General features: G+C 64.9%; 18 protein-coding genes. 9 read left to right on the forward strand and 9 right to left on the reverse strand.

Annotated elements, in window-relative coordinates; genetic code table 11:
* Positions 1 to 14: 14 nt before the first annotated feature.
* On the reverse strand, positions 15 to 944 hold the full coding sequence (locus tag AC1RRC_RS04640; protein ID WP_493054090.1) for a LysR family transcriptional regulator: 930 nt from the start codon (positions 942 to 944) through the stop codon (positions 15 to 17).
* A gap of 148 nt (positions 945 to 1,092) precedes the next feature.
* Here AC1RRC_RS04640 and AC1RRC_RS04645 point away from each other — a divergent pair, with 148 nt between their 5' ends.
* Both AC1RRC_RS04645 and AC1RRC_RS04650 read left to right on the forward strand, forming a co-directional pair.
* Positions 1,093 to 1,836, forward strand: a complete 744-nt coding sequence (locus AC1RRC_RS04645; protein ID WP_493054091.1) for an SDR family NAD(P)-dependent oxidoreductase — start codon at positions 1,093 to 1,095, stop codon at positions 1,834 to 1,836.
* Between the two features lie 11 nt (positions 1,837 to 1,847).
* Positions 1,848 to 2,072 carry a tautomerase family protein gene (locus AC1RRC_RS04650; RefSeq protein WP_493054092.1) on the forward strand — a complete coding sequence of 75 codons (225 nt, stop codon included), beginning with the start codon at positions 1,848 to 1,850 and terminating at the stop codon, positions 2,070 to 2,072.
* On the opposite strand, the gene AC1RRC_RS04655 is transcribed toward AC1RRC_RS04650, so the two are convergent.
* A complete protein-coding gene (locus tag AC1RRC_RS04655) occupies positions 2,069 to 2,977 on the reverse strand; it encodes a DUF2145 domain-containing protein (protein ID WP_493054093.1) in 909 nt (302 codons plus the stop codon). The genes AC1RRC_RS04650 and AC1RRC_RS04655 overlap by 4 nt on opposite strands.
* A complete protein-coding gene (locus tag AC1RRC_RS04660) occupies positions 2,974 to 3,423 on the reverse strand; it encodes a hypothetical protein (RefSeq protein ID WP_493054094.1) in 450 nt (149 codons plus the stop codon). Before AC1RRC_RS04660 ends, AC1RRC_RS04655 begins: the two co-directional genes overlap by 4 nt.
* A gap of 376 nt (positions 3,424 to 3,799) precedes the next feature.
* Here AC1RRC_RS04660 and AC1RRC_RS04665 point away from each other — a divergent pair, with 376 nt between their 5' ends.
* The 6 genes from AC1RRC_RS04665 to AC1RRC_RS04690 all read left to right on the forward strand — a co-directional run bounded on the left by AC1RRC_RS04665 (position 3,800) and on the right by AC1RRC_RS04690 (position 14,652).
* Entirely contained in the window at positions 3,800 to 6,535 is a 2,736-nt protein-coding gene (locus tag AC1RRC_RS04665; protein ID WP_493054095.1) for a TonB-dependent receptor, read from the forward strand.
* A gap of 193 nt (positions 6,536 to 6,728) precedes the next feature.
* Positions 6,729 to 8,078, forward strand: coding sequence for an MFS transporter (locus AC1RRC_RS04670; RefSeq protein ID WP_493054096.1), 1,350 nt, complete (start codon positions 6,729 to 6,731; stop codon positions 8,076 to 8,078).
* A 68-nt stretch (positions 8,079 to 8,146) separates the two neighbouring features.
* A complete protein-coding gene (locus AC1RRC_RS04675) occupies positions 8,147 to 9,247 on the forward strand; it encodes a porin (protein ID WP_493054097.1) in 1,101 nt (366 codons plus the stop codon).
* Positions 9,237 to 9,707: a cache domain-containing protein gene (locus AC1RRC_RS04680; RefSeq protein WP_493054098.1), complete on the forward strand. Its 471-nt coding sequence runs from the start codon at positions 9,237 to 9,239 to the stop codon at positions 9,705 to 9,707. The genes AC1RRC_RS04675 and AC1RRC_RS04680 overlap by 11 nt, the downstream gene beginning before the upstream one ends.
* Positions 9,708 to 9,809: 102 nt before the next feature.
* Positions 9,810 to 10,499 (forward strand): pentapeptide repeat-containing protein, encoded by a 690-nt coding sequence (locus AC1RRC_RS04685; protein WP_493054099.1) that lies wholly within the window; start codon positions 9,810 to 9,812, stop codon positions 10,497 to 10,499.
* A gap of 121 nt (positions 10,500 to 10,620) precedes the next feature.
* Complete coding sequence (locus tag AC1RRC_RS04690) at positions 10,621 to 14,652, forward strand: beta-galactosidase (protein ID WP_493054100.1); 4,032 nt, start codon at positions 10,621 to 10,623, stop codon at positions 14,650 to 14,652.
* A gap of 372 nt (positions 14,653 to 15,024) precedes the next feature.
* On the opposite strand, the gene AC1RRC_RS04695 is transcribed toward AC1RRC_RS04690, so the two are convergent.
* The 6 genes from AC1RRC_RS04695 to AC1RRC_RS04720 form a co-directional block, all read right to left on the reverse strand.
* On the reverse strand, positions 15,025 to 16,848 hold the full coding sequence (locus AC1RRC_RS04695) for an MFS transporter (RefSeq protein WP_493054101.1): 1,824 nt from the start codon (positions 16,846 to 16,848) through the stop codon (positions 15,025 to 15,027).
* 106 nt (positions 16,849 to 16,954) lie between these two features.
* Positions 16,955 to 18,073, reverse strand: coding sequence for an N-acetylglucosamine-6-phosphate deacetylase (locus tag AC1RRC_RS04700; protein ID WP_493054102.1), 1,119 nt, complete (start codon positions 18,071 to 18,073; stop codon positions 16,955 to 16,957).
* A gap of 6 nt (positions 18,074 to 18,079) precedes the next feature.
* Positions 18,080 to 18,847, reverse strand: a complete 768-nt coding sequence (locus AC1RRC_RS04705) for a DeoR family transcriptional regulator (RefSeq protein ID WP_493054103.1) — start codon at positions 18,845 to 18,847, stop codon at positions 18,080 to 18,082.
* Positions 18,848 to 18,885: 38 nt separating this feature from the next.
* The gene (locus tag AC1RRC_RS04710) at positions 18,886 to 20,259 is read right to left on the reverse strand and encodes a D-tagatose-bisphosphate aldolase, class II, non-catalytic subunit (RefSeq protein WP_493054104.1); all 1,374 of its coding nucleotides are present in this window, start codon (positions 20,257 to 20,259) and stop codon (positions 18,886 to 18,888) included.
* Between the two features lie 17 nt (positions 20,260 to 20,276).
* Positions 20,277 to 21,248, reverse strand: a complete 972-nt coding sequence (locus AC1RRC_RS04715) for an ROK family protein (protein ID WP_493054105.1) — start codon at positions 21,246 to 21,248, stop codon at positions 20,277 to 20,279.
* Positions 21,249 to 21,255: 7 nt separating this feature from the next.
* Positions 21,256 to 22,407 carry an SIS domain-containing protein gene (locus AC1RRC_RS04720; RefSeq protein ID WP_493054106.1) on the reverse strand — a complete coding sequence of 384 codons (1,152 nt, stop codon included), beginning with the start codon at positions 22,405 to 22,407 and terminating at the stop codon, positions 21,256 to 21,258.
* A gap of 315 nt (positions 22,408 to 22,722) precedes the next feature.
* Here AC1RRC_RS04720 and AC1RRC_RS04725 point away from each other — a divergent pair, with 315 nt between their 5' ends.
* Positions 22,723 to 26,142, forward strand: coding sequence for a TIM-barrel domain-containing protein (locus tag AC1RRC_RS04725; RefSeq protein ID WP_493054107.1), 3,420 nt, complete (start codon positions 22,723 to 22,725; stop codon positions 26,140 to 26,142).
* Positions 26,143 to 26,214: the final 72 nt, after the last annotated feature.

Genomic DNA, 26,214 nt, shown 5'->3' on the forward strand with positions numbered 1-26,214 from the left:
AGGGCGGGTTTGTATCAGCGTATTGCCGGCGCCGGCCGGTTCAGCCGCTCCATTAAAAAATCGACAAAGGTACGCACCCGCAGCGACAAATGCCGCGCGTGCGGATACAGCAGGATGAACGGCCGCGACGTGCCGCCATGCTGCGGCATCAGTTCCACCAGCTCGCCGCGCAGCAAATCCTGTTCCACGATATAGCGGTAAGTTTGCACCAGCCCCGCGCCGGCGCGCGCCAGGGTGACGATGCCCAGCACGTCTTCGGTGCAGGCCAGGCCGCCACGGGTGGCGATATCCACCGGTACGCCATCGCGCATGAAGGACCACGGAATGTGCCTGCCGGTGCTGGGCAGTTCGAACTGGATGCATTCATGGCGCGCCAGGTCGTCCAGCGATGCCGGGCGGCCGGCCCGCTTCAGGTAGGCCGGGGATGCCACCAGCACCAGTTCCGCGTCTTCCAGCTTGCGCGCCACCAGGCTGGAGTCTTGCGGCGCGCGGCCCCGGATGGCCAGGTCATAGCCCTCGTCGGCGAAATCGATATTGCGGTTGCTGACATGGACATCGACCGTCACCTCCGGATACAGCGCGCGGAATGCGCCCAGCAGCGGAAGCAGCCGGTAATGCGCATATGGCGTGGGCGCGCTGATGCGCAGCGGGCCGGCCGGCTTGGCCTGGCTGCCCGTCACTTGGCGCTCCGCTTCGGCCAGTTGCGACAGCGCATCGCGGCACTGTTCGAAATACAGCCGGCCGCTGTCGGTCAGGCGGATTTGGCGCGTGGTGCGCACGAACAGGCGCGCACCGAGCCGCTGCTCGAGACGGGCCACCGAACGGCTGACAGCGGCCGGCGTGACACTGGCGGCAACGGCGGCGGCGGTGAAGCTGCCCAGTTCCGCGGCCAGGCAAAACAGCTCGATGCTGCCCAACAGTACATCGTCAAACTGGCGCTGCATGGCGGCCTCATTGATTACATGGTGTATTAATTATAGTGATATCGAGGCTATTTATGTTCCTAGTGCGCATAAGTATAGTGATTTCCATGGCGGCGCAACGGCCGCTGTCACTGAAACACTGGACCTGAAACCAACCGGAGAATCGAACATGAACGCATCCCCCAAAACCGTCATCGTGACCGGCGCATCGAGCGGCATCGGCTTTGCCATTGCCAAGGCTTACCTCGAGCGCGGCGACAACGTGGTGGGCAACGCCCGCACCATGGAGCGCCTGCATGCGGCGGCCGATAAACTGGGTAGCCCGCCCAACTTCATCCCCGTGGCCGGCGATATCGCCCAACCCGGCACGGCGCAGGCGCTGCTGGCGCGCGCGGTGGCCGCCTTCGGCAAGGTCGACATCCTCATCAACAACGCAGGCATCTTCCTCGCCAAGCCGCTCGCCGACTACACGGAAGACGACGTCGAAGCCATGGTCGGCACCAACCTGAAGGGCGTGTTTTATCCGACCCAGGCGGTGGGCGCGCACATGGCGGCCAATGGTTCCGGCCATATCGTCAACATCACGGCCAGCATCGCGATGCAGCCGACCGCGAAAGTGCCGGCGCTGCTGCCGGTACTGATCAAAGGGGGCCTGAACCACGCAACGCGCGCGCTGGCGCTGGAACTTGCGCCGTCCGGCGTGAAGGTCAACGCCGTGGCGCCGGGGATCATTGAAACGCCGATGCACGGCAAGGATGAGGGCACGCGCAACTTCCTGAAGGGCTTGAATCCGACGAACACCATCGGCAGCACGCGGGACGTGGTCGATGCGGTGCTGTACCTGACGGATTCCCGTTTCACCAGCGGCGCCGTGCTGAACGTCGATGACGGCGCGGCCAGCGGCACCTGGTAAGGAGAACGAGCATGCCATACGTAAATATCCGCGTGACCAACGAGGGCGTCACGCAGGCGCAAAAACTGGAATTGATTGAAGGCGTGACCGACCTGCTGCAGCGCGTGCTGAACAAGAATCCGGCCACCACCTTTGTCATCATCGATGAAGTGGAAATGGATAACTGGGGCGTGAACCGGCAAAACGTCACGACCTTGCGCCAGCGCGCGGCGCAAGGCGGTGACCAGCCAACTTAATCGAGCTTGACCACGCGGTCGCCAGGCCCGGCCTGGCACCCGTCGGCAATCGGTTCCCAGCCATGGCGCACCACGATGTGCTTCTCGTTGTGGCAAATTTCGACCCGGTCGCTGCCCGGGATGCGCTGGTGCATGAACGATTCCAGCGAGGCCGGCAGGCTGACCTGCAATTGCAGCGCCTCGCGGTCTTGCCGCGGGTGGTCATCGACGTGCAGCAGCGGCACGAACGTCGGGAGCCACATCAGCAGGCGCGAACCGACCGGCACCGGTTCCGGCGCATAGTGCTGTGCGCGCAGCCAGTCTTGCGCGCGGGCGCGCAAATCCGGGCCCTCGGGCATGCCGGACCACGCCACCGCCAGCATTTCCGCCACCCACTGGTTGCAGTTCTGGTATTGCAGGCTGTAGGCATAGGCGTTGGCGCTGTATTGCGCCGCCAGCAATCCCAGCGCGCGCGGGCCGTCGAGCAGGGCCGGACGCAGGGTGTCGGCCGCCGCGCGGGGCAGGCGCAGCGCCGAGATATAGCCGAGCGACGGATTGTCGGTGCCCATGGTGAAGCCCGCCACGCCCTGGTCGAAGATGCGCGGCTTGCCTTCATCGCAGGCGTAATACAGCTGGCGCGCCGACCACGTGCCAGAGGTGGCGCGCCAGGCCAGCGCCGCGTGCGAATAGCGGATGCCGAAACGCGACAGGTCCAGGCCGGAACGGCTGATCAGGGCGATATCGCTGTCGCCGGCCGACAGCTCTTGCCGCACGATCGCGGCAAAGCGCAGCAGGCGGCTTTCTTCGGCCACGCTCAGGGACGGGTCTTCGTCGCAAAAGCGGGACAGGCCCGAGTTGGGCGCGGCGGCGTGCGCCGCGCCGGTGGCCAGGCAAAGCAGCAGCCCGGCGTACTTCACATCGATCACAGCGTCACTTTGCGCGACGCCAGTTCACCATAGACTTCGTCGGCAATCGCCAGGAAGAACGCTTCGCGGGTATCGGCGCGCGCGAATTCCACACCGAATTCCAGGTTCTTCGCAACCACGGCGTCGCCCTTGGCCAGGTGCGACTGGTCGAAGGTTTGCTGTGGCAGGGTCAGCACGAAGCTGTCCTGGCCGGCTTGCAGGGTGACGCGAGTCATGCCTTTGCGCTCGGGCGCCTGGGCGATGTCGATGATGTGGTAGGCGCCATCGGCCACCTTGTTGCCGCCGCCGGAAGAGCTGTTGCTGGAGGCGCCGATCGAATCGGACACGCTGCCGCTGGACGCGGAACCGGCGCTGGAGGCGGACGAGGTACTGTCGGCGCTGGCATTGACGGCAAAGGCCAGGGCGCCGGCCACGCACAGGAGACGCAGGGAAGACAGTGTACGCATGGGTTTCCTTCATGAAGTGAGCAGAGTATGGCCTCGATCATAGCGCATGAGAGGCAAGTATTGTATGCGTGCAATTGTTGATATGCCGCCCATGCAACGGATGCGCGCTGCCCGTGAAAGCCGACTACACGACAAAATGTAGGCAAACTACATATTGATTCACTTTGTGAGATGCCTATTCAATAAACACGTAATACATTTATGCTAGTTACAAACGATTGTAAACGGTATAAAAATAGGAAAATTACAGAATATTGAAGAAATATTTAGATATTTTCTAATTTTCTTACATTTGCATATTGACTACATCTAGTAAAAGTACAGAGAATGGCGCCGTGCGGTACATAGACTGCCAACCTACTACATGGAGACATTTGTGAAAGTTTTTCCCAATGGAAGTAAAGCCGGCGCGGCGTGGCGCCTGAGTCCTGTCGCGGCCGGATGCGCGGCGCTGTTTTGCGCCGCCGCCCCCGCCGGCAATGCGCTGGCGCAAGCCGCCGGCGAGCAAGCCGATGCCGCCGTGTCGACGGTGCGCGTGACCGGCATCCGGCGCGGCATCGAAGACGCGATCTCGGTCAAGAAGGACGCCACCTCCATTGTGGAAGCCATTTCCGCGGAAGATATCGGCAAGCTGCCCGATATCAGCATTGCCGAATCGATCGCGCGCCTGCCCGGCCTGGCGGCGCAGCGCGTGGCCGGCCGCGCGCAAGTGATTTCCGTGCGCGGCCTGTCGCCGGACTTCGCCACCACCACGCTCAATGGCCGCGAACAGGTCAGCACCGGCGACAACCGCAGCGTGGAATTCGACCAGTACCCGTCCGAACTGCTGGGCGGCGTGACCGTCTATAAAACCCCGGACGCCGCGCTGGTCGGCCAGGGCCTGTCCGGCACCCTGGACCTGCAAGCGGTGCGCCCGCTGAACTTCGGCGGCCGCACCGTGGCGCTCAACGCCCGCACCGAACGCAATTCGCTGGGCAAGCAGGGCCCGACCAGCCCGCAGGGCAACCGGTTCAGCGCCAGTTACATCGACCAGTACTTGAACCGCACGGTGGGCCTGGCGATCGGCTACGCGCACCTGGAGTCGCCCGTGGTGACGCAGGAAACCGGCATGTACGAGCCATGGAATGCCGACAGCCGCCCGGGCCTGGCGGCGGGCCTGTACAACACGGGCGGTTCGCGCGCCGGCTTGCGCACGGGTTTCAACCGCCGCGACGGCGTGATGGCGGTGCTGCAGTACCGTCCGAACCGCGAGTGGAACAGCACGCTGGACCTGTATGCGTCGCGTTCGCACGGCGAAAACACCAGCAACCGTTTTGAATTCAACCTCGGCGACTACAACGGCGGCCTGACGCCGGGCCTGCAATACACCAACGTCACCACCACCGGCAACACCTTTTCCAGCGGCCTGGCGTCGAACGTGTATCCGCTGGTGCGCGGTGTGTTCAACCGCCGCAAGGATGACATCCGCGCGCTTGGCTGGAACAATGAATGGCGCCTGAAGGGCGTCAAAGTGGTGGCCGACCTGTCGTACTCCACCGCCACCCGCGACGAATTCAATATCGAAACCAACTTGCAGCGCGGCGCCACCACGTCGGCCGCCTACCTCGACAACATCGCGTTCCAGGTGCGTCCCGGCCAGTTCCCGCAAATGGTGCCGGGCCGCACCTATGACGACCCGTCGCAGTTGTACGTCAAGAGCAGCATCTATGGCGTCGGCTATGGCACCTTGCCGAGGGTCGACGATGAAATGAAAAGCGCGCGCCTGAGCGCCACATTCGATGCGCCCGCCGCGCTGGAAGCGTGGGTCACCAGTATTGATGTCGGCATCAACCGCACCGACCGCAATAAGGAGCGCGGCCAGCCGGAAGCCGGATTGACCCTGCCGGGTGGCAGTTCCTTCGTGCTGCCGCAGCAGTACCTCACCGGCTCGATCGACGTCGGCTTTGCCGGCGTCGGCCGCATCCCGGTCTGGAACACGCCGGCGCTGGTGGCGGACCGCCTCGGCTTTGTGCCGACCACCACGGAAAGCTATTTGATTCCGAAACAATGGACGGTCGACGAAACCATCGATACCGCTTTCTTCCGCACCAACCTCGAACATGAATTCGGCGCGGTCACCCTGCGCGGCAACTTCGGCGTGCAAGTCCAGCATACCGACCAGTCGTCGCGTTCGAACTATTGGGACAACACGGCGCCGGCCGGGCAAAACATCAAGCCGACGCAAAACGGCAAATCGTATACGGACGTGCTGCCCAGCCTGAACCTGGCGTTTGCGTTCGACCATGAGCAGACCTTGCGCGTCGGCCTGGCCCAGCAGATCGCCCGCCCGCGTGTCGACCAGCTGCGCTCCGCACTGGACTTCGGCGTCGACCGCGCCACCGGCCGTCCCGGCGGCAGCGGCGGCAATACGGAGCTCGATCCATGGAAAGCCAAGGCGTTCGACCTGTCGTATGAAAAATACTTCGGCAAACGCGCGTATGTGGCGGCCGCGTTCTTCTTCAAGAAACTCGACACCTACATCTATACCCAGACCCGCGATTACGACTTCTCCGATTACATCGCGGGCACGCCGGCGCGCACGCCGATCGGCCAGTACTCGGCGCCATTCAATGGCAATGGCGGCACCCTGCGCGGCATCGAGTTGTCGGCATCGCTGCCACTGGGACTGGTCGCGCCCGCGCTGGACGGTTTTGGCGTGGTCGCCAGCACCAACTACAACGACAGCGCGATCCAGGTGGCCGACCCGGCCAGCGGCATTGGTTCCAATATCCCGTTGCCGGGCCTGTCGAAGCGGACCTCGAACCTCACGGCCTACTATGAAAAAAATGGCTTCGAAACCCGCATCAGCATGCGCCGCCGTTCGGACTTCGTCGGTGAAATCGCCAACTTCGCGGCGGAACGCATCCTGCGTTACGTGGCGGCGGAAAACGTGATCGACCTGCAGGTGGGTTACAACTTCGACGCCGGCGCGTTCAAGGGACTGGGCTTCCTGCTGCAAGTGAACAACTTGCGCAACGAACCGTATGAATCCTATAACGCGGTGCGCAGCCGCCAGGGTGATTTCAGCAACTACGGCCGCACCATTCTGTTGGGCGCGAACTACAAGTTCTGACGTTTTATCCAGTTTTATCGCAGTTCCGGGTTACCGCGCGCCAGTTCGGGCGCGGTTTTTTTCCTTGATGGCCCGGCTTCATACCTGGCAGGTATGAAAACCCTACCAAATCAGTGTTGGACCGCATGGCGGCAGGTATCTATTCTGCAAGTGCCTCGCACACATCCATATAACACTAAGGGAGACACCTGCCATGCGCAGTATCGACGTACACAAACTTTCCGATGGGGCGGCTTTTGGCCGGTTCCACGCCGGCGTCCTGTTCTGGTGCGCCATCATCATTATTTGCGACGGCTATGACCTCGCGGTGGCCGGCATTGCGCTGCCTTCGATCATGAAGGAAATGGGCGTCACGCCGCAAAGCGCGGGCTTCATGGTCAGTTCCGCGCTGTTTGGCATGATGTTCGGCGCCATCTTCCTTGGCACGATTGCCGACAAAATCGGCCGCCGCAAGGCCATCGCCATTTGCGTCGCCCTGTTTTCCATCTTCACCGCCGCCGCCGGCATGACCAGCGATCCCGTCATGTTCAGCGTGATGCGTTTCCTGGCGGGCCTGGGCATCGGCGGCGTGATGCCGAACGTGGTGGCGCAAATGACGGAATACTCGCCCAGGAAAATCCGCGCCACCATGGTGACGCTGATGTTCAGCGGCTATGCGGTGGGTGGCATGCTGGCGGCGCTGCTGGGCAAGGGGCTATTGGAATCCTATGGCTGGTCGTCGGTGTTCCTGGCGGCGGGCGTGCCGGTGGTGCTGATTCCGTTTATCTTGAAATCGATGCCGGAATCGATGCCTTACCTGATCCGCGCCGGCCGCACCGATGAATTGAAAGCCATCCTGGGCCGCATGGAACCGGCGTACGTGGCCAATGCGCAGGACCGTTTCACGCTGCAGTCGTCCGGCCACGCGTCCGACGCCACCATCGGCAAACTGTTCCAGGACGGGCGGGGCTTTTCCACGGTGATGTTCTGGGTGGCGTTCTTCATGTGCCTGTTCATGGTGTATGCGCTCAGTTCGTGGCTGGCCAAGCTGATGGCGGGCGCCGGCTACAGCCTGGGTTCCGCGCTGACCTTTGTGTTGGTGCTGAATTTCGGCGCCGTGTTTGGCGCGGTGGGCGGCGGCTGGCTGGCGGACCGCTTCCATATCAAGTACGTCCTGGTCGGCATGTATGCGCTGGCCGCCGTGTCGATCACCCTGCTGGGCTATAAAGTGCCGACGCCGGTGCTGTTCCTGCTGGTGGGCCTGGCCGGCGCCTCGACCATCGGCACGCAAATCGTGACCTATGCCTATGCCGGGCAGTTTTACCCGATGGCGATCCGCGCCACCGGGATCGGCTGGGCATCCGGTGTCGGCCGCAGCGGCGCGATCCTGGCGCCGATCGTGATCGGCACCCTGGTCGGCATGGCGCTGCCGCTGGAACTGAACTTCATGGCAATGGCCATTCCCGCCGTCATTGCCACCATCGCGGTGTCGATGATCCGCCACGGCCGCTCGGCCTCGCTGGCCACGGCGCCGGTCAACGCTGAAACGGCGCAAGCCGTGTAATACCCCGGCGGCGCCGGTGTCATTCCATGCGTGGCGCCGCCTCCTTTCGAAAATAATCCGGAGACATCATGAAACCAGCAGTAACGGGCGCCATCGTGGCCGCCCTGGGCGCGTGCGCCTTGTCGACCGCGTCGGCGCAAAGCAGTGTGACCATCTATGGCATCCTCGACAGCGGCATCGTCTATACCAGCCACGCCAACGCGGCGGGCGATTCGGTGCTGAAGGTGCCTGGACTGACGGGCAGCGTGCCGTCCCGCCTCGGCTTCCGGGGCACGGAAGACCTGGGCAATGGCGTGCAGGCGCTTTTCGTGCTGGAAAACGGCGTGTCCGCCGATACCGGCACGGTGGGGCAGGGCGGCCGCCTGTTTGGCCGCCAGGCGTATGTCGGCCTGAAAAACGCCTATGGCACGCTGACCTTCGGCCGCCAGGTCAACATGACCTTCCTCGCCGCCGTGAAATCCGACGTGATGGGGCCGAACCTGTTTTCGATGTCGAGCATCGACCTGTACATCCCGAATGCGCGCAGCGACAACGCCATCGGCTACCTCGGCACGTTCAATGCATTCACGGTGGGCGCCACCTACAGCCTGGGCCGCGACAGCTCCACCGCGGGCGGCCCGGCCGGCACCAGTTGTGGCGGTGAAGTGGCGGGCAACAGCAAGGCGTGCCGCCAGGTGACGGCCTTGCTGGGCTATGACAACAAGGCGCTGGGCGTCACCGCCTCGTACGACATCATGTATGGTGGCGCGGGCGCGGCGGCAGGCTTGACCACCAGCGACAGCCATGACCGCCGCGTCACGGTCAATGGCTATGCGATGGCGGGTCCGTTGCGCGTGGGCGCGGGGCTGATGGCGCGCAAGAAGGTGGCCGCCACGCGCGCCAATGACCTGGAGTCGAACCTGTGGTACTTCGGCGCCAGCTATCCGCTCACGCCATTGCTGCAGCTCGACGGCCAGGTGGCGCGCCATGACGTGAAAGGCAGCGGCAACGATTCCACCTTGTCGGTGCTGCGGCTGACTTACAGCCTGTCGAAGCGCACGGCGGTCTACGGCTCGATTGGCCACATGCGCAACAATGGCGTGGCGGCGATTGCGCTCGATGCGGGCGGTACGGTTGGCGTGGGGCGGGAGCAGTCCGGGTTGTCGGCGGGAGTGCGCCATGCGTTTTAATGTGCCGCTGCTGGCGGCCGCCGCCCTGGCCACGTCGCTGGCCACCGCCACCACCGCGGCCTGGGCCCGGGGCGCGAGCCGCGACGATGCCGTGGCGCTGGTGAAGAAAGCCGTGGCCCATGCCCGCGCCAAGGGCTTGGAGCAGGCGTGCCGCGACTTTGCCGATCCGCAGGGGGGCTTTATCCAGGGCGAACTGTATGTGTTCGTGCAGGATATGAACGCAAAGATGTTGTGCCACGCCGCGAATAAACGCATGAACGGCAAGGACTTGTCGCAACTGAAGGATGCGGATGGCAAGTTCTTCTCACGCGACATGGCGGCGCTGGCGAAGGCGAAGGGATCGGGCTGGGTCGATTACCAGTGGGTCAATCCCGCCACGCAGGCGCTGGAACCCAAGACGTCGTATATCGAGAAAATCGACGACGGGGCCTGGCTGGGCGTCGGCATCTACCGCAAATAAGCTACCGCAAACGGACGATGCCCCGGCGTGTGCAAACACGCTACAATTCGCGGCGCCCCGGCATGGAATCCAGGGCGCCCGTCTTGAAAGGAACCATCGCACATGGACAGCGTCCTCACAACTTCCACCTTGGCCGGCATGGCGCTGGACCGCGACAGCCTGGCCGCCGCCCTGGCGCGCGGCGTGCGCAGCTTCGACGGTTGCGCCTTCGATGACCTGGACTTGTCGCGCCTGGACTTGCAGGATTGCGCATTTATCCGCTGCACGTTTGGCGGCGCCGTGCTGTTTGCCTGCAAGCTGGGGCGCACCGTGTGGCTGCGCTGCCGCGCGGGCGGGGCGGATTTCGAGGCGGCGGACGCGGTCGATGCGCAATTCGACAGTTGCGACTTGAATAACACCAAGTGGCGGCGCGCACGGCTGGCGTCGGTGCGCTTTGCCAACTGCAAGCTGACCGGCGCATCGCTGGAAGAAACGTCGCACCTGGGCGCGACGTTTGAAGAATCGCTGCTGGTGGGCGCGGATTTGCGCGGCTTTTCCTTCAAGTCGGCCACCTTGAAACAGCTGGATTTTTCCGATGCCTACCTGGCCGGCTGTGATTTCCGCGATGCGGTGTTCGAAGGCGGCAGCCTGCGCAACGCGGTTTTAAAACAGGCGAAGTTTGCCGGGGCGGATTTGCGCAGCGTGAACCTGGAAGGGGTCAAACTGTCGGAGGCTGGCCTGTTCAAGGCCGCCGTGATTTCCCATGGCCAGGCAGCGGCCTTCCTGGGCGAACTGGGGCTGATCGTCGCCTGACCGCTGCCGGATTCGCGCAATTCCCGATCAACACCTTGAGTGTTTTTGTTCCGCCGCCGTGCCGCTGGCCGGAAAACTCTATCATGGCCCACCATGACAGTGACTGTGACGGAACACCACGATGAGCAACCATAACGATAACCGGAGACCAACCCTCAACCCGGGGCGCCTGACCTTGCTGGCGCTGGCCATGGCGGCCGGCGCCGCGCTGGCCCAGGCGCCCCAGCCCCAGCCCCAGCCCCAGCCCCAGCCCCAGCCCCAGCAACCGCCCGCCGTGCCCAATACTGGCGATGCGCTGCTCGACACCATGGGCCTGACGTCGGCCAACAAGGTGCAGACCACGGGGCCGCAGCAGGCACATGACGGATCGCATTTGAAGGTGACGCCGCGAAAGGGCGCCACCACGTATATCGCTGCGGCCTTCCCGTCCACCGCGGCGCCGTCACTGAGCCTGTTCAGCGGGTATGACGGCAAGCTGTTTACCTCGCTGGCGTCGGAAACCTATGCGCCGCCCGGTGGCGTGCGCGATCCATCGATTTTCCATGCGGAGGATGGTTATTACTATGTGGCTTATACGTCCGATTCCGCGCCGGGTAAATCCGGCGGCCTCGCCGTGGCGCGCTCCAGGGATTTGCGCAGCTGGACGCACGTGGTGGAGTTCAAGCTGCCGGGCGCACGCGCGCCGGAATGGCTGAAAGGGCGCGACGGCAAGGTCCACGTGATCGTGTCGGCCGCGCAGGGCGACGGGCCTGCGGTGAATTACCTGTTGACGGCGGCCGGGCCGGGCTTCAAGCGGTTTGGCAAACCCGTCCGCCTGCCAGGGCTGGACGGTTATGTCGATGCCTTCGTGGTGCCCGATGCCGGCATGTTCCGGCTGTTTGCCCGCAAGCAGGCGACCGGACACCTGGAAATGGCGCAGGCCAGCGATCCGGCCGGTCCGTGGACGTTCGAGCAGACCGGCGACTGGGCTGGCTGGGGCGCCGGTCATGGCGCGCCGTCGCTGGTGAAGCTCGAAGATGGCGGCTGGCGCCTGTACTTTGAGGGGGACGGCGGGCAGCGCTATTACACCAGCGACAGCAAGGACTTGCGCACGTGGACGCCGAAAGCCGAACTGGTATCGATGTCCGGCACCGCGCGCCATTTCACGGTGCTGGCCGAGCCGTCCGGGGTGGTCGATGCGGCCACCGCGCCCAAAGGCAAGCCGCAACAGGTCACCTGGGACAGGCATTCGCTGATGTTCGATGGCCAGCGCAAGATGATCTGGGGCGGCGAAATCCACCCGTTCCGTTTGCCGTCGCCGGACTTGTGGCGCGACGTGCTGCAAAAGATGAAGGCGATGGGCATGAACACCGTGTCGTTTTATTTCGACTGGGGCTACCACACGGCGCGTCCCGGCGAATATGACTTCACGGGCATCCGCAACATGGAGCGCGCCATCGAGATGGCCGAAGAGCTGGACATGTACGTCATCATGCGGGTCGGCCCCTACGTCAACGCGGAATTGACGCGCGGCGGCTTCCCCGGCTGGCTGGCGCGCCAGCAGGCCGTGGCGCGCACCGATGCGCCGGACTATATCCGCGCCGCCGATGAATGGCTGACGCAGATTAACGCCATCGTCGCCCGCCACCAGATCACCACCGGCGGCGGCAAGATCATTGCGTACCAGCTGGAAAATGAACTGAGCCAGACCACCGACACGCACCAGCGCTACATGCGCTACCTGCACGACAAGACCCGCGCGGACGGCATCACGGTGCCGCTGTTCCACAACTCGGCGGGCCGCCTGCCCAACTGGACGCCGCCGGATTCGAGCGCGCCGTTTGCGGTGCCGGGACCGGTGGATTTGTATGCGTTCGACGGCTATCCGGGCGGCGGCTGCACCAATACCCGCACCCCGGGCAAGCCGAACACCGTCCCGAACTGGGGTATGTATGGTGAAATGCCGCCTGCCGGCGCCGCCGGACCGGTCAAGATCGGGGCGCTGGCGTCACCGAAAACGCCGGGCTTTGCGGCGGAAATCGGCGGCGGCTGGTTTGACTTCTGGGGCAGCGTGGGTTCCTACGAATGCACGGCCGAGCGCATCGGTTCCAGCTATACGCGCGTGTTTTATGGCTCCAGCCTGGTCAATGCGCTGTCGATCCACACGGTCTACATGCTGTATGGCGGCACGTCGTGGGGCTGGTCGCCGGCCTCGGTGGTGTACACGTCCTACGATTATGGCGCGGCCATCGATGAAGGGCGTGGCTTGCGCGAAAAGGCGCAGACATTGAAACAGATGGGCCACTTCGTGCAGGCGGCGGAAGGCTTGCTGGCCAAGATGGACAAGGCTGAACCGCTGAAGGCATCGACCGACCGCATCAAGCTGTATCACAACATTAGTCCGGACACGGGCGCGCGCCTGATTTATGCGCAGCATGTTCCGTCCGACGCGACCACCAATGATCCGTTCAGCTTTGCGCTGACGCTGAAAGCCGGCAGTTATACTGTGCCGCAGCAGGGCAAGCTGGCGCTGAATGGCCATGACGCGAAACTGCTGCTGGCCGACTATGCGCTGGAACGGCAGCAACTGGTGTATACGACGTCCGATACCCAGACCCATATGCGCCAGGGCGCGCGTGACCTGGCGCTGCTGTATGGCCGGGCGGGCGAGGATGGCGAGACGGTGCTGCGCTATGCAAAGGCGCCGAAGGTGGACGTGCTGCAGGGGCAGGTGGCGCATGCGTATGACGCGGCGCGTGGCGATTTACGCTTGAATTATGTGCACCGGGATTTAGCCGTGGTGCGCATCACGCCGCCGGGCGGGGCGCCGTTGCTGCTGTTGCTGGCCGATGATGCGGTTGGGCGCCAAATGTGGAAGGCCGAGACCGCACAGGGGCCGGTGCTGCTGCGCTCCCCGGGGCTGGTGCGCTCGGCCGCATGGCAACAAGGTGTGCTGGCGGTGCAGGGCGACAGCGCCGCGCCGTCCAGCCTTGAACTGTGGGCCGGACGCGCCGCCACCGGTGTGCGCTTCAATGGCCAGGCGCTGAAAGTGTCCGGCGGCCCGGATGGCCGTGTCGTGGCAAGCGGGATTGCCGGACCGGCGCCGTACCAGTTGCCGGATCTGATGGCGCTGCCATGGGGCTTGCGCGTGGATTCGCCGGAAGCGCGCAAGGATTTTGACGACAGCGGCTGGCGCAGGGCCGATTTGAAGGTGAGCGCGGCGACCACCGCCACGCAGCCGCCGCAGGGGCAGCCGGTACTGGCCATGAGCGATTATGGCTTCCACCATGGCGACGTGTGGTACCGGGGCCGCTTTGAACTGGCGTCTGGCCACAACGCGCCGACGCAGCTGGAACTGGCGTATGGCGGTGGCGGCGCGGGCATGCTGCAGGCGTGGCTTGATGGCGTCTATCTCGGCGAGAGCGAAGTGCCGACCGGCGAAGCCCGGCCAAAGACCACGGCCACCGCATCGTTCACATTGCCGCCGGACGCGCTGAAGCCGGGGCCGCATGTGCTGTCCGTCATGGTGCGCAACAATTCCCACAATTGGGACTTGGCGGCCAACGACGAGCACAAGGAAGCGCGCGGCTTGATCAGCGCTTCGCTGGCCGCGCCACAGGGGCCGAAATTCGCGACGCCGATCGCATGGAAATTGCAAGGTAACCGGGGCGGCGAATACATCGCGGACCTGGTGCGCGGGCCGATGAACAATGGCGGCCTGTATGGCGAACGGCAGGGCTGGTATCTGCCCACGCCCGGCGCGGCGGCCGCCGATGGCTGGACGGCTGCAGCACCCGGCGCGGCGCCGCCACAGCCGGGCACCTACTGGTTGCGCACGAAATTCAAGCTGGACTTGCCGAAGCAGCACGACATCCAGCTGGGCCTTGCGTTTGGCGACACCAGCAAACCCAAGTCGGAAACAAAGACGCGCGTATTGATGTTCGTGAATGGCTGGAACATGGGTAATTTCATCAGTCACATCGGCCCCCAGCGCACCTTCGTGCTGCCACCGGGCGTGTTGAACGCCAACGGCGACAACACCATTGCGCTGGCGGTAACAACCGACGGCAAGCCGGAAAACGCGCTGGAACCGCTCAAGCTGGTCACGCTAAGGGCCGTACGCGGCGGCGTCCCCGTCACCCCCGTAGCCCAACCCACCCAAACCCTGCGATAACAACAATGGGGTCAGGCGTGCATTCGTGCAGAAAAATCGTGGGGTCAGGCGTGCAATCATGCATTCGTTTTGCAGTGCCAAGCATGGAAATATGCGTGGAAAGGCATTGAATGCATCGCCTGGCCAGGGGTGGCAATGCGGCGCGCCAGGCAGGCGCACTGCCGTGCTGGATATGCGAACAGCCTGTAACGGCGGGCCCGGTATCAAACGGGACCGCCCTGTTGGGCCCCAGCGAATGCACGAATGCACGCCTGACCCCAGCGGGAAAGCGCATCAATGCACGCCTGACCCCAGACTGGTCACAGCGAATGCACGAATGCACGCCTGACCCCAGCGGGAAAGCGCATCAATGCACGCCTGACCCCAGACTGGTCAGCGGGCGAAGTGGGCTTCGATTTCTTCCAGGGTTTTGCCCTTTGTTTCGGGGAGCAGGAACGCGGCGGCGAGGAAGTAGATGACGGTGCAGGCGGCGCCGTAGAAGAACATGGTGGAGTAGCCGTGCCGGCCCACCGTCGGCAGGAATACGGCGGCAATCACGGTCGAGACAAACTGGTTGATCAGCAGCGCGATGCTCATGCCGTTTGAGCGGATACGGGTTGGCATCAGTTCGGACAGGGCCAGCCAGACGCAGACGCCGGGGCCGACCGCGAAGCTGGCCACGAACAGGCAAATCGCCAATGTGACTTGCCACCCGTGCGATGCCGGCGGCACCATGCCCAATGTGGCCTGTTCAATTCGCAGCGGGGCGCCGCGCGCCTCGGCCGGATCGGCAAACGGATTGATGTGCAGCTTGCGGAAGAACGTGCCGATCACGCTGTCCTGCTGCACAGTGGCGTCGCGCGACACTGCCAAGGTGGGCAGGGCGGGATCGTCGCTGCGCAGCGATTGCACGTTCGTGAAGGGACCATACGCATAGGCCACCGTCAATTGCGCAGGGCCGTTGCTGGCGCCAGCGCCGCCGAGCGCCTGCAATGTCGCCGCATCGACCCGCAGCGACAAGCCATCGGCCGCCACCATCGCCTGCACCTGCGCCGTCACATCGCGCTGCGTGCCTTCGGCGCTGCGGAACAGCAAGCCCGCCGCCACCAGCGCAATCACTATGCCGCCGCTGCCCAGCATCAGCAGGAATTTGCGGCCCCGCGTATCGACCAGCGCCACGGCGGCCACCGTCATCACGGCATTCAATACTTTCAGCCCGACGTCCGCCATATTGGCGGTGGCCCCTGGCAACCCGGCCTGGTTCAGGATATTGACGACATAAGCCAGGATGGAATTAATGCCGGTCGCTTGCGTAAAGGCCAGGATCAGGCACGCCAGCAGGAACGGCAAGACGTAGCGGCGGCTCAGCAGGGAATCGGTGGCGCGCACCTGCCCCAGGTTGGCGTGCACCTGCGCCAGGCCGGCGCCGATGTCGCGCATTTCCGCGTCCGTCTCGGCTTGGGTGCGGGTGCGCAGCAGCGCGGCGCGGGCCTGTTCGATCCGGCCACGGCGCGCCAGCCAGCGCGGCGATTCCGCCAGCAGTAAGCTGCCGAGGGTGAACACCACACCCGGCGCAAGGCACATCCAGAAGATGCGGCGCCACGCGTTGTCCTTGGCGTCGAACAGTGCCTCGGCACGGGCCGATTCCGGCAGCGATTTGGCGGTTTCGACGGCGGCTTCCACCCCTTGTGCTTCCACGTAGCCGATCACGGCGGCGGCCACCAGGCCGATGGTCAACAGCAGCTGGAACAGCGCGGCGCCGCGTCCGCGTTGGCGCGCGTGCAGGCATTCGGCCAGGTACAGCGGCACCACCACGCCGATCAGGCCACCCGACACGCCCTGCAGCAGGCGGCCCAGCAACAGCGCGGTATAGCCATCCGATAAGGCGATCAGCGGAATGCTGGCGGTGAACAGGCCGCCGGCCAGCACCATGGCCCAGCGGCGGCCGATGGCGTCCGCCAGCGCCCCGGCAAACAGCGACGACAGTACGGAGCCCAGCAGCACGGCCGCCACGATGAACGACAACTGCTGGGCGCTCAACTGCCACGCCTGCGATGCGGTCGATTCCAGGTAGGGCAGGGCGCCGGCGATGATGCCGACGTCGATGCCATACAACAGGCCGCCCATGCCGGCGATGAACAGCATGTAGCGCATGGCCCAGGTGCGGGAGGGCGGGGCGGCGGTGGATGCTTCTGCTTGCGTTGATGCGGTTTGCATGATGTCTCCAGGTCGTTATTGGGCGTTATCGTTGTTATTGGTACGCGGTGAATTCCGTGCGGCGTGGCGGCGCATACATGGCGGCTTGCGCTGCGCGCAAACCGCCCTACGGGTTTTGCAATACAGATTCTGTTAACGGGATGGCCTCGCCCTCGACATAGACCGCGACTGGCTGCAAATCCTTGTCCAGCACGACCATGTCGGCCCAGGCCCCCGGCTGCAGGCGGCCCCGTTCCGCTTCGCCCAGGTAATCGGCCGGATAGCGCGACAGGCGGTTCGAGGCGTCGGCCAGGTCCAGTCCCAGCCCGACAAAGTTGCGCAGCGCCTGGTCCATTGTCAGCACGCTGCCGGCCAGCGAACCGGTCGCCAGCCGCACGCAGCCCTGGCATTTGAAGACCCGCTGCGTGCCCAGCGCATATTCGCCGTCCGGCATGCCGGTGGCGGAAGTGGCGTCGGTCACGCCATACAGGCGGGGGATCGCGCGCAGCGCTGCACGGATCGCGCCCGGCTGCACGTGCTGCAAGTCGGGGATGATTTCAGCGTATTCCGCATGGGCCAGCGCGGCGGCCGCCATGCCGGGGTCGTGGTGGCCGGCGCCGGTCATGCCGTTATATAAATGGGTGAATCCGGTGGCGCCCGCGTTGAGCGCGGCCACGCCGTCGTCATAGGTGCCGGCGCTGTGGCCGATCTGGACCCGGATGCCCATGCCGCGCAAGGCCGGGATCAATTCCTGGTGGCCCGGCACTTCCGGCGCCATGGTCAGCACACGGATCGGGGCGATCGCATTGAGCGCTTGCACCTGCGCCAGGCTGGCCACCATCACGTCCGGCGGCTGCGCGCCGAGGCGGTGGATATTCAGGAACGGCCCCTCCAGGTGGACGCCCAGCATGCGGGCCCCTCCCGCCGGGCGCGCCGCGATGACGCCGGCCAGTCCCGCCAGCGCGCGCCGGATCGCAGGCTCGCGCGCCGTCAGGGTGGTGCCCAGCAGGGCAGTGGTGCCATGCCGCGCATGGGTGCGCGCCACGACCGCGCCGGCATCGCCGCCCTCCATGATGTCGGTGCCGGCCGCGCCATGCACGTGCAAGTCGATAAAGCCCGGCAGGATGGTCAGTCCGCCATTGGCGGCGGCGTCATAGCCGATGGCGTGGATGCGCTGGTCAAAGGCGACCGTGCCATTGATCCAGCCGGAAGGAGTGAGGATTCTGCCACTGATCTCGTTCAACACAACGCTTTATTCCGCAATAAGTAATTCGATGCCCAGCCGCTGCAAGCCCTCGCGGTATTCCGGGCTGATGGCGGCATCGGTGATGACGGTATGGACGCGGTCCAGCTGCACGATGCGGTGCAGGCTGACGCGCCCGAACTTGGAAGCGTCCGTGAGGACGATGACTTTGCGCGAACGCTCGACCATCTTGTGGTTCAGGCTCGCTTCCGCTTCATGGTGGGTGGTGACGCCGAACTGCAAATCGAATCCGTCGACACCGAGGAACAGCTTGTCGAAACTGTAAGCCTGCAAACAGGATTCGGCCTGGCTGCCCTGGATCGACAGCGATTTCTTGTGCAGCAAGCCGCCGGTCAGGATCAGGTCCACGCCCGGCGCATCCTGCAATTCCCACGCGATATTCAAGCCATTGGTGGCCACGGTGACGCGTTCCGCCTCGCGCAAGTGGCGCGCCAGCGAAATCGTCGTGGTGCCGGAATCGATGACGATGTTATCGCCCGGCTGCACCAGGCTGGCCGCCAGCGCGCCGATGCGTTCCTTTTGTTCGTGGTTGATGGCGTCCTTCTGGCGGATGCTGTGTTCCGGCGGCGGCGTGCGCGCCAGCAGCGCGCCGCCGTGGCTGCGCGTGACCAGGCCCTGCGATTCGAGTGCCGTCAAGTCGCTGCGGATCGTCACGGCGGACACGCCGAACTGCTCCACCATGTCGGTGACTTGCACCGAACCCTGGCGGGCCAGGAGTTGCAGGATCGTTTCGCGGCGTTGGCTGGTATTGCGCATGGTCGGGCTCTGTTGGCGTGGGCTGAAAAAACGGCAGCTTAACAGATTGCCGCCGTGGCGCCAGCGGCGGCGGCGGTCCCGCTGTCCAGGGCCGCAATCGCGACGATGGCGGCGGCCTGGTTGCGGTTGCAGGCGCGCGCATATTGCGCCAGCACACGGCCCACTTTGTGTTCCAGCAGGCTGGCCGGGCGGTTGTCCAGCTGTCCCTGCAGCACTTCCAGGTATTGTTCCGGCAAGTGCTGCGACAGCAGCGGCAGCGGAATCGCCACGCTTGCCAGGTTGTCCATCAGGCGCGCCACCGCATGCACCACTTCCGGCTCGCCCCAGTAATAGCGGCAGCGGTCCGACAGCGCATAGCGGCGCAGCAAGCGTTGCTCGGCGCCGCTGCCATGGTAATGCTTGCGCCAGTGCTGCGGCTTGTCCAGCATGGTGTCTTCCAGTGCACGCATCAGGTTCGAGCACTGCGCCTTCGGCACCAGTTCACTCTCGATCTGTTCCAGCGCATACAAGCCTTCGCGCAGCGCGAAGGTTGCGGCGGGACCGACTTTCAGGATCGCGAAGTGGTCGCGCACCATCTGGTGCAACGCGCTTTCGCGCTGGTAATCGGTCGAATGCGCTTCGAACACCAGGCCCGGCTGGCCCGCCACGAAATCCGACAGGCTGGCCGCCTGCGCCGTGTCGTAATGCTGGATTGCGCTGTGGTCGAAATCCACGCCCGGCTGCACCACCATGGCGATCACGCGGCGCCAGGCGTCGTGCAATGCGCTGTCGTAGAAGGCGCGGCGGTGCACGTCCAGCGTATTGCGTGCGGCGGCGGGGGCGGTGACGGCCAGCGCTTGCGCCAGCGACGCTTCGCCGCCCGGCACCGGCACTTCAGTGCCGATCACGTACACCGGCGGCGGCAGCCCCGCGCCGGCGGCAGCAAGCTCGGCCACCACGCACAACCGCGCCGAGCGGGCCGCCACGGTTTCGTCGGGCAAGTGCTGCGGATCGTCGGCGCAGCGCATGCTGCAATCAAGGTGAATCTTATGGAAGCCGGCCGCCGCATATGCGGCAATCAGGGTTTCCGCATGGGCCATCGCGGTGGCGGCATCGAGGTGCTGCCACGCGTTTGGTCCCAGGTGGTCTCCGCCCAGCACCAGCCGTTCGACAGGGAAAGCCAGTTCGCGCGCCAGGCCGTGCACATAGTCACGGAATTGCGGCGGCGTCATGCCGGTATAGCCGCCAAACTGGTCGACCTGGTTCGAGGTGGCTTCCACCAGCAGCACGGTGTCATAGGCCAGCGCGGTGCGCATGGCGGCGCGCAGCACGACGGGGTGGCTGCAGCACACGCTGTACAGGCCCACGGCTTCGCCACGGCGGTGCGCCTTGACGATGTGCTGGACGGGAGACAGGGTTTCGGTCTGGTTCATAGGTCGGGACAGATGCGTTAAAAGATGGAAGTCATGGTTTGCTGGCGCGCCAGCAACGCCGCGCCGCGTGCGCCGCCGGCGTCGCCGAAGCGGGGCGGCAGGACCGGCGGCACTTGCACGCCACGGAACAGGTGGCGCCGCATCGCACCCGGCAAATCGCGGTACAGGTGCGGCAGATTCGACAAGCCGCCGCCCAGCACGATCGCATGCGGGTCATATGTGAGCACCAGGCAGGCCAGCGCATGGCCCAGTAAATCCAGGTGTACCGCTTCGGTATGCACCGCGGCCTCCGACGCCGCAGCCCCATGGGCACGCGCCGCGATGGCCAGCGGTTCCGCGCCGTCGCCGCCGAAATGCGCGTGCAGGCGGCTCATGCCGGGGCCGGAGACATAGCGTTCCAGGCAGCCTTGCTTGCCGCACGGGCAGTCGACAATTGGCAAGCCATGGCGCGCCAGCAGCGGCGCCGGGATGCTCCAGTGGCCCCATTCACCTGCGATGCCGTTGAAACCGCGCTGCAAACGGCCTTCGACGCAATAGCCACCGCCGGCGCCGGTGCCGAGGATGGCGCCGAACATGGTGGGCAAGCCATCGGCCGCGCCGCCCTGTGCTTCGGACAAGGCAAAGCATTGGCAATCATTGCCGATCGCGACCGGGCGCTGCAGCGCTTCCTGCATGGCTTGCGCCACCAGCCGGCCATTCAGCGCGGGCACGTTGGAACTGACCTGGCGCCCGCTGGCGCTGTCGATCACGCCGGGCAGGCCCACACCAACAGCGGCCCGCAACGGCTTGTCCTTGCCCAGCGCCGCATCGGCGCGCTTCACCAGAGCGGCAATCGCGCCCATGAATTCAACGAAATCGTGGCCCGGCGTGGCAATGCGTTCGCGGTGCCGCTCTTGCAGTTGCGCGCCCTGTTCGGCATAGGTCACCAGCTCGATCTTGCTGCCGCCGATATCGATGCCGTGCCACGCGCGGGGCATATGCTCGCTCATAGTCTTCTCAATCCTGGTAAATGGTGACGCCTTGCACCACGCGATTGACGGTGCCGCCGGCGAACGGATTGTCGGGGCGCAAGCCCAGCAGCGCGGACTGGTGCAGTGCATATTGCTGGGCCATCAGCAGCCACAGGGGCGCCAGCCACGCGTCGTTCAAGCCCGCATGCACATCGTCACCGCCCGGCAAGCCGACGTCGGCGTCAAAACCCACCGTCAGGCAGCGCGTGGCAATGCCGTCGCGGCGCAATTCCGCCAGCAAGTCCGCGTCATAGCGGCGCGCCAGCGCTTTCGCGCTGTGGAACAGCACCACCAGGGTCTGGCCGTTGACGGCGGCTTTCGGGCCGTGGCGGAAACCCAGCGGGGTGTTGGCCATCGCCTGCACCTGGCCGGCGGTCAGTTCCAGGATTTTCAGCGCGGCTTCCTTCGCCAGCGCTTCCAGCGGCCCCGCGCCCAAATACACTACGCGCTCGACACGCTGCGCCGCCAGCTCCGCCACCGGGGCGGCCCATGCGGCCAGGCCCTGTTCGGCCAGCGCCGCCAGCTGACGTAACTGTTCAACCGATTGCGCGGCGGGCCGCGGCGACAGCGCGCACAAGGTGGCCAGCACCATCGACGTAAAACTGCTGGTCATGGCAAAGCCACGGTCGCAGCTGGCGGCCGGCATCAGCAAGGTGCAGACGTGGTCATGGTCGCTGGCCTGGCGCGCCAGGGCGCCGTCCGCATTGCAGGTCACGTGCAGGAAACGCGCCCCGGGCACGGTCTTGCGCAGCAATTCCACCGCCGCCACGCTTTCCGGGCTGTCGCCGCTGCGCGCAAACGATACCAGCAGGGTGGGCGCGGCCGGGTCCAGGTACAGTTCCGCATGTGTCAGCAAGCTGGTGGTCGGCACGGCGCGCACGCGGGCCGGCCAGGCCGCATCGAGCGTGTCGGCAATGATTTCACCCGCATAGGCGGAACTGCCGGCGCCCGTCAGGATCACGCGCTGGGCGGGATTGCGCAGGCAGTCACCGAGGAAGGCCGCCACGCGCGGCAGTTCCGTTTGCAGGCTGGCGGCCAGGGCGCGCCAGACGGCCGGTTGCTGGGCGATTTCCTCGGCGGTGGACAGGCCGCCTATGTCGGACCAGCTGTGCGGGTCGCGTTGCAGAAGTTGTGTCATCGAAAGAAAGTAAAAGTGGCGATTGATTGAAAGCATAAGGTTCGTCTTTTCAAAAGTCAATAACGAAAGTAAAACGAAAGATAAATCGTTATTTACTTTTGCTTCCGATGCCGCGCAAGGCCCGCTTCAAGCGTATTAATGTGTGCTGTTTGCCACGAATTCGAAAGTAAAACACGTTAAAACACCTATAAACGAAAGAAAAATACGGAAAAATTGAGCTTTTTTCGCACGAATTTACAGTTTTTCTTTCTTTTGGTTGACGTTGCTTATTTTTCTTTCTAAAGTGCGTGCATCGATTCACATTGCAAGCCAGCCATGAAACGCAAACAAGTTTATCGCCGCGCCGCCGCCAGCGGCCTGTTGTCCCTGCTGACCGCCACCGCCGCGACGCTGCTGGCCGCGCCGGTCGGCAACCTGCGCAGCTTCCAGCCCGCGCAGGGCGCCGCCGCTGCCGGGGCATGGGATATTGCCACCGACAGTGGCGCCATTGTCCGCATTGAATTGCCCTGTGCCGATGTGGTGCGGATCTGGGCGGCGCCGAAGTCGGGTAATCAACCCGCCAAGCTGACCGGTGCGGGCGACCAGGCGGCCGCCATCGTGGTGGGCAAGGCGGATGCGCAAGTGGCGGCCAACGTTACCGAAGACAGCACGCACGTGGAAATCGCCACCAGCGCGCTGCGCTTGCGGATCGACCGCAAGCCGCTGCGTTTCACCTTGTACCGCGCCGGCGACACGGAACCGTTGTGGCGCGAAGTGCAGCCACTGGAATTGGCCACGGCAAACAACGACACCCAAACCGTGCAAACGCTGTCGAGCAGCCGCGCCGAGCGCTTTTATGGCGGCGGCCAGCAAAACGGCCGCTTTGAATTCAAGGGCCGCCAGTTGCACGTGTCGTACTCGGGCGGCTGGGAAGAGGGCGACCGTCCCAGCCCCGCGCCGTTCCTGATGAGCTCCAAAGGCTGGGGCATGCTGCGCAACACCTGGTCCGACGGCGTCTATGACTTGCGCCAGCAAGAACAAAGCACCTTGCAGCACGCTGAAAAGCGCTTCGATGCGTATTACTTCGTCGGCAAGGATATCCGCGACGTGCTGGCGCGCTATACCGAATGGACCGGTCGCGCGCAACTGCTGCCGCGCTGGGCGCTCGAATATGGCGACGCCGATTGCTACAACGATGGCGACAACGTGAAAAAGCCCGGCACCGTGCCGGCCGGCTGGAGCGATGGTCCGACCGGCAAGACGCCGGACGTGGTGGACAGCGTGGCCCGCAAGTACCGCGAACACGATATGCCGGGTGGCTGGATCTTGCCTAACGACGGCTATGGCTGCGGCTACACGTCGCTGCCGGACACGGTGGCGGGGCTGGCGAAATATGGTTTCCGCACCGGCCTGTGGACGGAAAACGGCGTCGACAAGATCGCGTGGGAGGTGGGCCAGGCCGGCAGCCGCGTGCAAAAGCTGGACGTGGCGTGGACCGGCAAGGGTTACCAGTTTTCGCTGGACGCGAATAAATCCGCGTATGACGGCATCTTGAACAATTCCGACAGCCGCCCGTTCCTGTGGACCGTGATGGGCTGGGCCGGTACCCAGCGCTACGCGGTGGCGTGGACCGGCGACCAGAGCGCCAGCTGGGATTACATCCGCTGGCACATTCCCACCCTGATCGGTTCCGGTTTGTCGGGCCAGGCGTATGCGACCGGCGACGTCGATGCGATCTTTGGCGGCAGCCCGGAAACCTATGTGCGCGATTTGCAGTGGAAAGCATTTACGCCGGTGTTGATGGGCATGTCCGGCTGGTCGCAGGCGGCGCGCAAGCACCCATGGTGGTTCGATGAGCCATACCGCGCCATCAATCGCCGCTACCTGAAACTCAAGCTGCGCCTGACACCCTACATGTATACCCTGGCGCGCGAAGCGGAACAAAGCGGCGCGCCGCTGGTGCGCGGCCTGATGTGGGATTATCCGGACGACCCGTCCGCGCTGCTGGAAACCCATAAGTATCAGTTCATGCTGGGACGCGACATGCTGGTGGCGCCGGTCTACCGCAGCCAGGCCGTGACGCAGGGCTGGCGCAAGGGCATCCACGTGCCGCAGGGGCAGTGGTTTGATTACTGGGATGGCCGCCAGGTGACGGCGGACAAGGCGGGCCGCGACCTGGACATGCAAGTCACGCTGGACAAGCTGCCGGTGCTGGTGCGGGCCGGCGCCATCTTGCCGATGTATCCGGAAGCGCTGTATGACGGCGAAAAGCCGAAGGATGTGGTGACCTTGGACCTGTATCCGCAAACAAGGGATGGCGCGTCCACTTTCACCCTGTATGAAGACGACGGCAACACGCGCCGCTACCAGCAGGGCGCCTTCAGCCAGCAGCGCTTCGCCATGGCGACGGCCAATGGCGCCGTGTCGGTGGAAATCGGCGCCGTGGCCGGCGGCTACGATGGCCAACTGGCGCGCCGTGGCTATGCGCTGCGCATGCTGGCCGCCAACCGCCCGTCGGCGGTGGACGCCGGTGGCCGCGCGCTGCCTGCCCTGCAGGACCGCTCCGCCTGGGATGCGGCGGCCGAGGGCTGGTATTTCGATGCGCAGGAACGGGGCGGCACCGTGTTCGTAAAAACCGCCGCCCGCGATATCCGCCAGCCGCTGCACATTACCGTGCAAGGCTCGGTGGCCGTGGCGCGCGCCGATGGCGACTTCCCCGCCGCACCGGCGCTGGGCCGCGCCTTGCCGGCCGACGCAATGGTGATCGTATCGCGCCCGTTTGAAGAACCGGGCCACCCGCTGGAAAACGCCTTCGATGGCAAGCCGGGCACCTGGTTCCGCACGGTGCGCAGCCAGGCCATCAAGAGCGGCGCGCATGAATGGACCATCGGCTTCACGGAGCGCCGCCTGGTCGACGGCATCGAGATCGCGCCGCGCACGGACGCCAACTGGAAGCATGGCCAGGTGCGCGACTATGAAATCTACCTGGCCGACAGCAATGGCGATTGGAGCAAGCCGGTCCACATCGGGCGGCTGAAGCTGGAACAGGGCAAGCAGGCCATCGCCTTCAAGCCTTCGATCGGCCGGCTGCTGCGCTTCCGCGTGCTGTCGGTGCACAACCCGGAAGGCGATGGCGCGGAAACCATTGACCCGATGGTGACGGCGGCGCAGGGGGCAAGCGCGCGGGCCTTCGATGCGGCGGCTGCGAAAGATGTGCCACCGATTACCTTGTCGGAATTCCGCATCCTTGAACATCCCGTCAAGGAAGGCGAAGAACAGCAGCGCTACCTGTCCGACCTGATGCCGGCCAAGGCGCCGGGCCGCGACAAGCCGGCGTCGATGGGTAAAGCGAACAACAGCGCGGAAATGCGCATGAACGGACTGAGGTTCCACAAGGGCCTTGGCATGGGACCGGCGGGCCGCATCGACCTGCAGCTGGCCGGGAACTGGAACTTGCTGCGCGCCGACCTCGGCGTGGACGACAGCTGCCGGGACGCCGGGGGCTTGCAATTCCAGGTCTGGAGCGGTGACCGGCTGTTGTACGACAGCGGCCTGGTCACGGCGCCCGCCGTCGTCAAGCCGGAACTCGATATCCGTGGTGTCACGCAACTGAGCCTGCGCACCTTGGGCGCGCAGGGCAAGCAACCCGCGAACGTATGCGGCAACTGGGCCAACGCCATGCTGACCGGCGCCGAAGGCGCGACGGTGCGAATGCGGCCGGATGCCCGAGCGGATTCGCGATCAGACCCACGCTGACACCAGCCTAACACCCCAACCACAACAAGACGCGCACCCCTCGCCATGACGGGGGAGGGGAGCGTGCATCCT

This window comes from Pseudoduganella sp. GW821-FHT12E03, assembly GCF_058807115.1.

Coding starts and splice junctions, on each gene's coding strand:
- AC1RRC_RS04640 (WP_493054090.1), bottom strand. CDS start 944: ATGCAGCGCCAGTTTGACGATGTACTGTTGGGCAGCATCGAGCTGTTT.
- AC1RRC_RS04645 (WP_493054091.1), top strand. CDS start 1,093: ATGAACGCATCCCCCAAAACCGTCATCGTGACCGGCGCATCGAGCGGC.
- AC1RRC_RS04650 (WP_493054092.1), top strand. CDS start 1,848: ATGCCATACGTAAATATCCGCGTGACCAACGAGGGCGTCACGCAGGCG.
- AC1RRC_RS04660 (WP_493054094.1), bottom strand. CDS start 3,423: ATGCGTACACTGTCTTCCCTGCGTCTCCTGTGCGTGGCCGGCGCCCTG.
- AC1RRC_RS04670 (WP_493054096.1), top strand. CDS start 6,729: ATGCGCAGTATCGACGTACACAAACTTTCCGATGGGGCGGCTTTTGGC.
- AC1RRC_RS04675 (WP_493054097.1), top strand. CDS start 8,147: ATGAAACCAGCAGTAACGGGCGCCATCGTGGCCGCCCTGGGCGCGTGC.
- AC1RRC_RS04680 (WP_493054098.1), top strand. CDS start 9,237: ATGCGTTTTAATGTGCCGCTGCTGGCGGCCGCCGCCCTGGCCACGTCG.
- AC1RRC_RS04685 (WP_493054099.1), top strand. CDS start 9,810: ATGGACAGCGTCCTCACAACTTCCACCTTGGCCGGCATGGCGCTGGAC.
- AC1RRC_RS04690 (WP_493054100.1), top strand. CDS start 10,621: ATGAGCAACCATAACGATAACCGGAGACCAACCCTCAACCCGGGGCGC.
- AC1RRC_RS04695 (WP_493054101.1), bottom strand. CDS start 16,848: ATGCAAACCGCATCAACGCAAGCAGAAGCATCCACCGCCGCCCCGCCC.
- AC1RRC_RS04705 (WP_493054103.1), bottom strand. CDS start 18,847: ATGCGCAATACCAGCCAACGCCGCGAAACGATCCTGCAACTCCTGGCC.
- AC1RRC_RS04710 (WP_493054104.1), bottom strand. CDS start 20,259: ATGAACCAGACCGAAACCCTGTCTCCCGTCCAGCACATCGTCAAGGCG.
- AC1RRC_RS04715 (WP_493054105.1), bottom strand. CDS start 21,248: ATGAGCGAGCATATGCCCCGCGCGTGGCACGGCATCGATATCGGCGGC.
- AC1RRC_RS04720 (WP_493054106.1), bottom strand. CDS start 22,407: ATGACACAACTTCTGCAACGCGACCCGCACAGCTGGTCCGACATAGGC.
- AC1RRC_RS04725 (WP_493054107.1), top strand. CDS start 22,723: ATGAAACGCAAACAAGTTTATCGCCGCGCCGCCGCCAGCGGCCTGTTG.